Origin of the sequence: Mycobacterium sp. (assembly GCF_050701675.1) — a bacterium.
Classification (GTDB): domain Bacteria; phylum Actinomycetota; class Actinomycetes; order Mycobacteriales; family Mycobacteriaceae; genus Mycobacterium.
Genome location: NZ_JBOGDD010000027.1, coordinates 1 through 9,687, shown reverse-complemented (window position 1 = coordinate 9,687; position 9,687 = coordinate 1). Strand labels below are relative to the sequence as shown.

The 9,687-nt window shown below is 64.9% G+C and carries 9 protein-coding genes; 5 read left to right on the top strand and 4 right to left on the bottom strand.

What is annotated here, in order from left to right; genetic code table 11:
- Positions 1-68 precede the first annotated feature (68 nt).
- Together ACRDUX_RS00905 and ACRDUX_RS00900 are read left to right on the top strand one after the other, a co-directional pair.
- The gene (locus tag ACRDUX_RS00905; protein ID WP_526410112.1) at positions 69-503 is read left to right on the top strand and encodes an MmpS family transport accessory protein; all 435 of its coding nucleotides are present in this window, start codon (positions 69-71) and stop codon (positions 501-503) included.
- Positions 500-3,400: an MMPL/RND family transporter gene (locus ACRDUX_RS00900; protein ID WP_526410110.1), complete on the top strand. Its 2,901-nt coding sequence runs from the start codon at positions 500-502 to the stop codon at positions 3,398-3,400. The genes ACRDUX_RS00905 and ACRDUX_RS00900 overlap by 4 nt, the downstream gene beginning before the upstream one ends.
- A gap of 71 nt (positions 3,401-3,471) precedes the next feature.
- On the opposite strand, the gene ACRDUX_RS00895 is transcribed toward ACRDUX_RS00900, so the two are convergent.
- The gene (locus tag ACRDUX_RS00895; protein ID WP_526410108.1) at positions 3,472-4,239 is read right to left on the bottom strand and encodes an SDR family NAD(P)-dependent oxidoreductase; all 768 of its coding nucleotides are present in this window, start codon (positions 4,237-4,239) and stop codon (positions 3,472-3,474) included.
- Positions 4,240-4,411: 172 nt separating this feature from the next.
- Between ACRDUX_RS00895 and ACRDUX_RS00890 the strand changes: the two genes are divergently transcribed.
- The gene (locus ACRDUX_RS00890; RefSeq protein ID WP_526410106.1) at positions 4,412-6,226 is read left to right on the top strand and encodes a glycoside hydrolase family 15 protein; all 1,815 of its coding nucleotides are present in this window, start codon (positions 4,412-4,414) and stop codon (positions 6,224-6,226) included.
- 23 nt (positions 6,227-6,249) lie between these two features.
- Here the strand turns inward: ACRDUX_RS00890 and ACRDUX_RS00885 are convergent, their stop codons facing one another.
- From ACRDUX_RS00885 to ACRDUX_RS00875, 3 genes are read right to left on the bottom strand one after another with little or no spacing between them, the layout of a single operon-like run.
- Positions 6,250-7,089, bottom strand: a complete 840-nt coding sequence (locus ACRDUX_RS00885; RefSeq protein ID WP_526410104.1) for an alpha/beta fold hydrolase — start codon at positions 7,087-7,089, stop codon at positions 6,250-6,252.
- A complete protein-coding gene (locus ACRDUX_RS00880) occupies positions 7,086-7,529 on the bottom strand; it encodes a hypothetical protein (protein ID WP_526410102.1) in 444 nt (147 codons plus the stop codon). The genes ACRDUX_RS00885 and ACRDUX_RS00880 overlap by 4 nt, the downstream gene beginning before the upstream one ends.
- A gap of 45 nt (positions 7,530-7,574) precedes the next feature.
- Complete coding sequence (locus ACRDUX_RS00875; protein ID WP_526410100.1) at positions 7,575-8,066, bottom strand: MarR family winged helix-turn-helix transcriptional regulator; 492 nt, start codon at positions 8,064-8,066, stop codon at positions 7,575-7,577.
- 102 nt (positions 8,067-8,168) lie between these two features.
- Here ACRDUX_RS00875 and ACRDUX_RS00870 point away from each other — a divergent pair, with 102 nt between their 5' ends.
- Together ACRDUX_RS00870 and ACRDUX_RS00865 are read left to right on the top strand one after the other, a co-directional pair.
- On the top strand, positions 8,169-9,173 hold the full coding sequence (locus ACRDUX_RS00870; RefSeq protein ID WP_526410098.1) for a cytochrome c oxidase assembly protein: 1,005 nt from the start codon (positions 8,169-8,171) through the stop codon (positions 9,171-9,173).
- 5 nt (positions 9,174-9,178) lie between these two features.
- Complete coding sequence (locus tag ACRDUX_RS00865) at positions 9,179-9,658, top strand: nitroreductase family deazaflavin-dependent oxidoreductase (protein WP_526410096.1); 480 nt, start codon at positions 9,179-9,181, stop codon at positions 9,656-9,658.
- Positions 9,659-9,687 lie beyond the last annotated feature (29 nt).

Here is a 9,687-nt window from a genome sequence, read left to right as displayed (position 1 = left end):
GTACCAAACCGCGTTGCTGGACCCTCGAGGGTCGTGACGCGGCCAGTCGGTCAGCGGAAGGTGTTCGGATGAAGGCTATTCCGGTGGGTCGTGGGCTGAAGAAGGTGTGGATCCCGGTGGTGTTGATCGTGGTCTTCGCGGTGTCGGGGCTGGTCGTTTCGCGGCTGCACAAGCAGTTCGCCTCCGAGGATCTCAATGCCAACGCGGGTGCAGGCGTCGAGATCGTCCAGTTCAACCCCAAGATCATGGTCTACGACGTGTACGGCTCGGGCACCGCTCAGATCAGTTATTTCGACCCGGATGCGAACGTGCATACGGTCACCGTGCCGCTGCCATGGTCGGTCACCCTGTCGACGACGTTGCCGACCGTCAGCGGCAGCCTCATGGCCCGCACCGATGGCGAACAGATTGGATGCCGCGTCACCGTGAATGGAATCGTGCGTGAGGAGCAATCAGCCGATGGAATCGAAGCCCAGACCTACTGCCTGGTGAAGTCCGCATGACCCACGCGACCCCCGTCGAGACCACGGATCATCCCAAGCGGCCCTACCTCCCCCACACGATCCGCATCCTGGCGGTGCCGATCATCCTGTTCTGGATCGCCGTCGCGGCGATCGTGAACGTGATCGCTCCTCAACTCGAGGTGGTCGGTGAGCTGCACTCGGCGCCGATGGCCCCCGAGGACGCACCGTCGATGACGGCGATGAAGTTGATGGGCGGCAACTTCAAGGAGTTCAACTCCAACAGCACCGTGATGGTGGTCATCGAGGGCCAGCAGCCCCTCGGCCCGGATGCGCACGACTACTACAACGCGATCATCAAGAAGCTGCAGGCCGATCCCGAGCACATTCAGCACATCCAGGACTTCTGGGGTGACACGCTGACCGCCGCCGGAGCGCAGAGCACCGACGGCAAGGCGTCCTACGTGATGATCAACCTGGCCGGCGAGCAGGGCCAGACGTTGGCCAACGAGGGCGTGGACGCCGTCCGCAAGGCCATCGAGGAGACCAAGGCCCCACCCGGCGTACAGGCCTACGTCGCAGGCCCGGCGGCGCTGACCAACGACCTGCACGTCATCGGCAACGCCAGCCTGGCGTCGATCACCCTGTACACCCTCATCGCGATCGCAGTCATGCTGCTGGTCGTGTACCGCTCGATTCGCACCACCTTGGTCCAGCTCTTCCTGACCGGCGTCGGCTTGTTGACCGCGCGTGGGGTGGTGTCGGTATTGGCCATGCACGACGTGTTCGGACTGACGACGTTCGCAGGCAACATCCTGACGATGCTGGCGATCGCCGCCGCCACCGACTACGGCATCTTCATCTTCGGCCGTTACCGCGAAGACCGCGGCATGGGCCTGGATCGAGACGACTCGTACTACGCCACGTTCAAGTCCGTCGCTCCGGTCATCGTGGGTTCGGGTCTGACGATCGCCGGCGCCACGTACTGCCTCAGTTTTGCGCGGCTGCCCTACTTCGCCACCATGGGCGCCCCCGTCGCGATCGGCATGATCGTGGTCGTAGCGTCGGCGGTGACGCTGGGTCCGGCCGTCCTGTTCCTCGGCAGCAAGATCGGGCTGTACGAGTCCAAACGCCCTCCGCAGAGCCGTTTCTGGCGAAAGGTCGGCACGGCCGTGGTCCGTTGGCCCGGGCCCATCTTCGTGGTGAGCCTGTTCGTGGTGCTGATCGGCATCGTGGCCATTCCTGGCTACAAGCCGGCCTACAACGACCAGTACTACCTGCCGAAGGACGCCCCGACCAACATCGGCTTCGCCGCCGCCGACCGACACTTCACGCAGGCGCGGATGAACCCCGACATCTTGATGGTCAACGCCAACCACGACATGCGCAATCCCGCCGACATGCTGGTCTTGAACGCGGTCGCCCGCAACGTCATGCACACCGAGGGCATCGCGATGGTGCAGAACATCACGCGGCCGTTGGGCATTCCGATCCAGCACAGCTCGATCCCGTTCCAGACGAGCATCCAGGGGCAGACCAGCAACATGACCCTGCCGTTCCAGCGGGCTCAATTGGCCGACCAGCTCAGGACGATCGATTCGACGAACGCCTCGATCGCCATCTTGGAGAAGCAGTACCAACTCTCGCTCCAGCAGACCCAACTGACGGTGGACTCGGCGGCCAAGTCGCAGGACCTGCTCGAGACCACCAAGGAACTGCGCGACCACATCGCCGACTTCGACGACACCTTCAGGCCGATGCGCAACTACTTCTACTGGGAACCGCACTGCTTCGACATCCCCCTGTGCACCGCCGTCCGGTCTCTCTTCGACTCCCTCGACGGGATCGACCGAGTGACCGACCAGACGGGAGCGGTTCAGACCAACACCGACCAACTCGCGGACATCGCTCCGAAGTTGACCGCACTCATGCCACAGACGATCGCCACGATGAAGACCAGCAGGGACCTGTCGCTGGCGTCGTACAACTCGCAGAAGGCCCTGCTCGACCAGATGGAGGCCTCCAACGACACCGCGCTTGCCATGGGCGCCGCCTTCGACCAGGCGAAGAACGACGATCTGTTCTTCCTACCGCCGGAGGCCTTCACGAACCCGGACTTCGAGCGCGGCCTGAAGATGTTCCTGTCACCGGACGGCAAGTCCGCGCGCATGTTCATCACCCACGAGACCGATCCCGCGACGGTCGAGGGCATCAATCGGGTCAACTCGGAGCGCAAGGCCGCGCAGGAGGCCTTGAAGATGTCGTCGCTGTCGGACGCCAAGATCTACCTCGGTGGGACGGCGGCTACCTATCGCGACATGGCCGACGGCGCCAAGTACGACCTCATGATCGCCGTGGTGTCAGCGCTGACGCTCATCTTCATGATCATGCTGATACTGACCCGAAGTGCGGTAGCAGCACTCACGATCGTCACTACGGCGGCCAGCTCGATCGCCGCATCCTTCGGTATCTCGGTGCTGATCTGGCAGGACCTCTTCGGCATGCCGGTTCACTGGCTCGTCATGTTGATGTCCGTCATCATCCTGCTGGCGGTGGGATCGGACTACAACCTGCTGCTGGTGTCCAGGTTCAAGGATGAGATCCATGCGGGGTTGAAGACCGGCATCATCCGCTCCATGGCGGGCACCGGAGGCGTGGTGACCTCCGCCGGTTTCGTGTTCGCGGCCACCATGGCGGCGATGATGGGCAGCAACTTGATCGTGCTGGCGCAGATGGGTTCCACGATCGCCATCGGCCTCTTGGTCGACACACTCATCGTGCGCTCCCTGCTCATGCCGTCGATCGCAACCCTGTTGGGCCGGTGGTTCTGGTGGCCGCTCGTCGTCTACCCCCGTGGCGACAACCACTTCCGGAAGACGCCACCTCCGCCTCCGCCGAGCGATGACGAGGACACGGCGTCACTGCCGGTACAGGCCTGACGTCAGCGCCTGCCAGCGACCGGGTGTCCGACACCCGGTCGCTTGGGTGCAGGCGAACTGCCCAGTCCTCGTCACAGCCCGACGCTGCCTTGCATGATCCCGCCATCGACGACGACGGTCGTCGCAGTCATGTAGCGGGCGTGACCCGAGGCCAGAAAGACGACGACTTCGGCGATGTCAGATGGTTGCGCGATGCGCTGCAGCGGGATCGCTGCCTCCAGCGCCTTCATCTTCTCCGGATCGTCTTCCGTCGAGGCGTTGATCGGGGTGGCTACGGCGCCGGGGGCGATGTTCACGACCCGGATGTCGTGAGGCCCGAGTTCAACTCCTGCGGTTCGGGTCAGCATCCTGACTCCGCCCTTGGATACGCAGTAGGCGATATTGCCGGGCATCGGCCAGTCCTCGTGCACCGACGAGATGTTCAGTATCATTCCGCCGTCGCCCTGACTGATGAACTGCTTGGCCGCGATCTGCGTTCCGAAGAACGCGCTCTTCAGATTGACGGCGATCACCTTGTCGAAATCGTCTTCGGTGGTGTCGAGTAGTGAAGTGCGGGTTTCGATTCCGGCGTTGTTGATCAAGACGTCGAGTCGTCCGTAACTGTCGACCGCCTTCTGGATCATGGTGTGCAGATCCCCCGGACGGGACACGTCCGCCTCGACGCCGACCGCGTGCCCGCCGGCGGCCTCGACCTTCGCGATGAGCGAGGTGGCCTCATCCGGGTGAGTCAAGAAGTCGACGACGACATTGGCGCCCTCGGCCGCTGCGGCGAGGACGATGGCTTCCCCGATGCCGCTGTTTCCGCCCGTGACTACGACTGACTTGTCTTGCAGCAACATGGTGGGCTCCTGACGGTGACGGTCGCTTCGCCCACCGAGTCCCCCGTGCGAGCCATACTCAAACTCAAGGGGCGCAGTCGAATTCACGACACCATGGGGATTTGATCCAGGGATCCTCACAGCAAGATTCCATTACCAAGGGGGATCTGGTCGTCGGTGGCATGATCTGGGCATGGCCCGGATCGAGGATTACGCCCTGCTCAGTGATCTACAGACAGCGGCGATGGTGAGCACCACCGGGTCCATCGACTGGCTCTGTCTGCCCCGGTTCGACTCCCCCGCCTGCTTCGCGGCGTTGCTGGACACGCCGGATGCCGGACACTGGTCACTGGCCCCCGCCGCAGGGGGCACCTGCACCAGGCGCCGTTACGTCGACGACAGCGTCGTGCTGGAAACCGAATGGGTGACCCATGACGGAACCGTGCGGGTGATCGACTTCATGCCGCCCCGCGGCCACGCCCCGGACGTGGTGCGGATCGTCGAAGGCGTACACGGTGCCGTCGCGATGCACTCCGATCTGAAACTCCGGTTCGAATACGGCCGGGTGGTGCCGTGGGTTCGCCACCACAACGATCGGGTCGAGGCTCTCGCAGGCCCCAACCGGGTCCGGTTGCGCACCCCGGCACCCACCACGGGTCACGAGATGAGCACCGTTTCGGACTTCACCGTGCGTGCCGGGGACCGGGTGCCCTTCGTGCTCACCTGGAGCCAGAGTCATCAACCGGCCCCCAAGACCGTCGATGCCGAACACGCCCTGCGCGACACCCTGACGTTCTGGGCCGACTGGTCAGCGCAAGGCAATCCAGTGCGCGGGCCCTACCGGGACGCCATCAAGCGGTCGCTGGTGACGCTCAAAGCCCTGACCTACGAGCCCACCGGCGGGATCGTCGCGGCCGCCACGACGTCATTGCCCGAACAGATCGGCGGGGGCCGCAATTGGGACTACCGCTACTGCTGGCTTCGGGACTCGACCTACACCCTGCAGGCCCTGATCTCCGCCGGATATCTCGCCGAAGCCAAGGCCTGGCGCGAATGGCTGCTGCGAGCCGTCGCTGGGGAGCCCGACGACCTGAAGATCATGTATGCCCTCGACGGCACCCGCTACATCCCCGAGGCCGAACTGTCATGGCTGGCCGGCTACGAGAATTCCCGGCCGGTGCGAACCGGCAACGCCGCCTCCGAACAACTGCAACTCGACGTGTGGGGTGAAACCTTGGACGGTTTGGCCCTGGCACGCAACGCCGGGATCGCCCGTCGGGATGACGCCTGGGATCTGCAGGTCGCGTTGATGAATCATCTAGAGGGAGCCTGGGACCAACCCGACAATGGACTCTGGGAGATGCGCGGAGCGCGCAGGCACTTCACCCACTCCAAGGTTCTGGCCTGGGTAGGCGCCAATCGCATGGCGACCGCCGTGCGTACCCATCCCGAACTGCACGGCCCGGCCGATCGCTGGGAAGCCCTCGCCGACACCATCCACGCCGACGTTCTCCTTCACGGCTACGACGCCGACCGGAACACGTTCACGCAGTCCTATGATGCCCCCGGCCTCGACGCCGCCCTGCTGATGATCCCCCGCGTAGGGTTCCTGCCGCCGAAGGATCCCCGGGTACTCGGCACCATCTCGGCCATCCAGAACGAGCTCACCGAAGGCGGACTGGTCAAGCGGTACAACACCATCGACTCCGACGACGGCCTGTCCGGTGGCGAGGGACTATTTCTGGCGTGCTCGTTCTGGCTGGTCGATGCCCTGCACCTGGCTGGCCGCCAAGCCCAAGCCACCACGTTGTTCGAGCGACTACTCACACTGCGCAACGACGTCGGCCTGCTCAGCGAGGAATGGGATCCCGGCACCGGGCGACAACTCGGCAACACGCCCCAAGCGTTCAGCCACTTCCCACTGGTCACTAGTGCCCTGCAACTGCACGCCGGACGCGGACACCACAGCACCCACCCCATCACCGCACCCGACGACCCGGCTGCCTGAACGACCCTGAGGCAGCCCCCGTTTCAGCTCGCAATGAGCGCCGCCAGCCGCTGCGGTTGATCGACCTGAACGTAGGTGCGGGCGTCATCGATGGTCTCGAGGCGCGCGCACGGCAGGGTCTGAGCGAGGCGCTCGGCGTCGCGCAGGCGGAAGAAGCGGTCGCGGGTACCCCATGCGACCAAAGACGGGCGGTCGAAACGCCTCAACCGTTCGCCGGCCGCCAGGGTGTGCTCGGGCGAGATGCCGCGCAACACAGCGCGCAGATCGGCCCGGATACGCGGATCGCGAAGCGGCGCGAACCAGGCTGCCAGCACGTCATCGGGCAGCGGTTTGACGGTCACAGGCACTGCCGCCAGCATCAGGCGCCGCAAGGTGCGCGCGCGCAGGACGAGGTCCAGTCCCGCGATCGCCCATGGGATGTCGGCGCCCGCACGTTCGAGCGCCCGGAATGCGGCAGGAGGGAAGTTCTCGAACGCATCGCAGTTGGTCAGCACGAGACGGTCGACGACCTCGGGATGGTTCGCGCACAAGATCTGGCACAGTGCACCGCCCGTATCGTTGCCGACCAGAGTGACCCTGCCCAACTCCAACCGCTCGATGAATTCGGCGATCATGCGGGCCAGGCCCGGGGGCGACAGGTCCGCGCCATTGAGCGGCGTTCGGTGCGCCCCCAACGGGAGATCCGGCATGATGCAGCGCATATCCCGTTCCAGAAGAGGGACCAGCCAGCTCCACACACTGCTGTTGACGAACAGACCGTGAATCAGAACAACGCACCTGCCGCTGCCGCGGTCCTGGTAGTGCAGCGGCCCCTGGGACAGGGCAACCTCATTCATGGCACACCTCCGATCGTGCGGATTCACCCCACCAGCGATTGGATTTTCGCCCAGTAGCGATCCTGCTCGGCCTTCGGCACGGGTGGCGCGAACGCGACGACGATGGTCTCGATTTGTTCGAGACCCTGGTCCCCGGCGTAGGCCTGGGCTCGGGCCGTGGTTTGAAAGGATTTGACCCGGAGCGTATCGGTCACGATCGACTGGTCGCACCCAGCGGCGGGACACTCCTGCGCCGTGGTGTCGACGGGATTTGGGACGGCGAAACCCGTTCTGTTGAGGGCATTCACGACGCCACGTGCGGTCAATGCGCCCAACTCCCCGCCGCGGGTCGCCGTGGCCGCCAGAGCAGACGGACTGGCCGCCTGCGACGACGCGGGGGCCGGGTAGCCCGGCGGCTGATCCGCACAGGCGCTGGCGAGGCAACCAACCGTCAGACACGCGGCAAAGATCTTTCCCAACAACGACATTCACTCCCATCCGTTGCCTCTGGGCGCCAGAACGTCGGCGCGCTGTCAGACAAGGAATCCATCGATTTCCAGCGCGGCGGCGGGCTCCCCGCCGGCCTTGGTGAACGCGGTCAGCGCGCGGATCAGACCGTGGCGCTCACGGTTGGGCATGTTCACCACGATCTCGGCGAGCTTCCGGCGTCGGCCTGCGGTGACCGCGGCCACGACCTCCCGGCCCCGCGCGGTCAGATCGACGACCAGTTCACGGCGGGACTCTGGATTCGGTTGCCGGTCGATGAGGCCCGCACCGACCAGTCGATCCACCATTCGGCCGGTGGTGGATGGCCGAACCTCGAGCAGTCCCGCCAGCGTCGCGAGGTTTACCGGGCCCCGAGTAGACAGGATCACCAACGTCCGGAACTGCGGAATCGTCAATGTCTCATCGAGATCGGCGATGGAGCGCGCCGAGATCGCCATCAACAGCCGGGACGCCGTGAGCAGCGCGTCGGTGATGGCGTCCGCCGACTCGTCGGCTGCGTGATCGCTGGGGGCTGGCATGGGACTCCTCTTCCTGACGCATCTCTGGGCCGCCAGCCGTCTTTCGTGAACCTGGCACCAACCCCATAGACAACTATTGCATACTGCAATGGTGAACAGTCCGTGCGCGGCGCCGCCATGACGATGGACCCCGCCCCGGGAACCGGCACCGCCGTGCTGACGACCTGGACGTCCTCTCCCGTGGCCGACCTGCTGATCGCATTCGGGGTGGCGGGATATCTCGCGCTGCTTATTCGACTTCGCCGAAGCGGCCACCCGTGGCCCATGTTGCGGATTGTCTCCGCGCTATGGGCAGTGGCGGTTCTCGTCCTCGTCGTCAACAGCGCCCTTGCCGTCTACAGTCACCAGTTGTTCTGGGTGCACATGATCGTGCACTTGATGCTCATCACGGTGGTGCCCGCACTGCTGGTGTGGGCACAGCCGATCCGGCTTCTGCACGAGGCCTGCGGACCCTCGACTCGCGCGCGCGTCGACGGCGTCCGAGCGGGACTGGTGTTCCGTGGTCTGATCTCGCCACGATTCACCGTCCCGTTCTACGCGGCGGTGCTGGTGCTGACCCACCTGACCGGGTTTCAGCAGGCGATGAGCCAGCACATGTGGATTCACGACGGTGAATTGATCCTCTACCTGGTCGCCGGCTACCTACTGCTGCTCCCGCTGGCCGGCGACGAACTGACCACCGATCCGCCCCTTGCCCACCTCCTGCGGTTCATCATCCTTGCGATCTGCATGTTCCCCGACACCTTGGTCGGGATCGTGTTGATGATGACCAATACCGCACTCGCACCGGCGTACTCCGCCTCCCGCGATTGGGGGCCGTCGGCCCTGGCCGACCAATCCACGGCAGGCGCAATCATGTGGTTCGGTGGCGACGGGCTGATGATGATCCTGATGGTCGTCACCGGGGGTCGGTGGGTCGCCGGTGGCGATCGCGCGAGTACGAGTCTCGGCCCGTGGCTGGACGGGGTCCGGTGGAACGCAACCCTCGGAACCGGCGCGGACACCGACGGCTCGATCGACCTTGACGACGACGAGGCGGCCTTGGCGGCGTACAACGCCCGACTTGCCGCACTGCATCACCGAAGCCTCAACGGTCAGGGGCGGTAACCTGCATGACTTCAGCAGACCGGCTGTCCGCGTTGATGGGCCGAATGCTGCAGACTCGACGACTGGTCCGAGCGCCGATATGGCTGTACCGCTTGAGAATTGGATTTCTACTGGGCCACCGGATGCTCCTGCTGGAGCATCGAGGACGTCGCAGCAATCTGCAGCGCCGGGTCGTCCTGGAGGTCATCGACAGGCCGTCAGCCGACACGTATGTGATCGTGTCCGGATTCGGCGAAGCGTCCCAGTGGTACCGAAACCTCCGTGCCGATCCGCACGTCCGAGTCAGCGTGGGATGGCGCCGCAACGTCCCCGCCATCGCAACCTTGCTCTCCCCCGAGGCCGCCGAAGCAACGCTGTCGCGCTACGCCCAACAGCATCCCCGAACGTGGGACCACCTGCGGCACACACTCGAACGGGCCTTGCACACAGACGATCTACGGTTGCCGATGTTCGCCCTCCAACTCGCGCCGCGCCACGGGCGGTGAACTGCGTTCGTCGACTACTACCCCCAGAT

Coding starts and splice junctions, on each gene's coding strand:
- ACRDUX_RS00905 (WP_526410112.1), top strand. CDS start 69: ATGAAGGCTATTCCGGTGGGTCGTGGGCTGAAGAAGGTGTGGATCCCG.
- ACRDUX_RS00900 (WP_526410110.1), top strand. CDS start 500: ATGACCCACGCGACCCCCGTCGAGACCACGGATCATCCCAAGCGGCCC.
- ACRDUX_RS00895 (WP_526410108.1), bottom strand. CDS start 4,239: ATGTTGCTGCAAGACAAGTCAGTCGTAGTCACGGGCGGAAACAGCGGC.
- ACRDUX_RS00890 (WP_526410106.1), top strand. CDS start 4,412: ATGGCCCGGATCGAGGATTACGCCCTGCTCAGTGATCTACAGACAGCG.
- ACRDUX_RS00880 (WP_526410102.1), bottom strand. CDS start 7,529: ATGTCGTTGTTGGGAAAGATCTTTGCCGCGTGTCTGACGGTTGGTTGC.
- ACRDUX_RS00875 (WP_526410100.1), bottom strand. CDS start 8,066: ATGCCAGCCCCCAGCGATCACGCAGCCGACGAGTCGGCGGACGCCATC.
- ACRDUX_RS00865 (WP_526410096.1), top strand. CDS start 9,179: ATGACTTCAGCAGACCGGCTGTCCGCGTTGATGGGCCGAATGCTGCAG.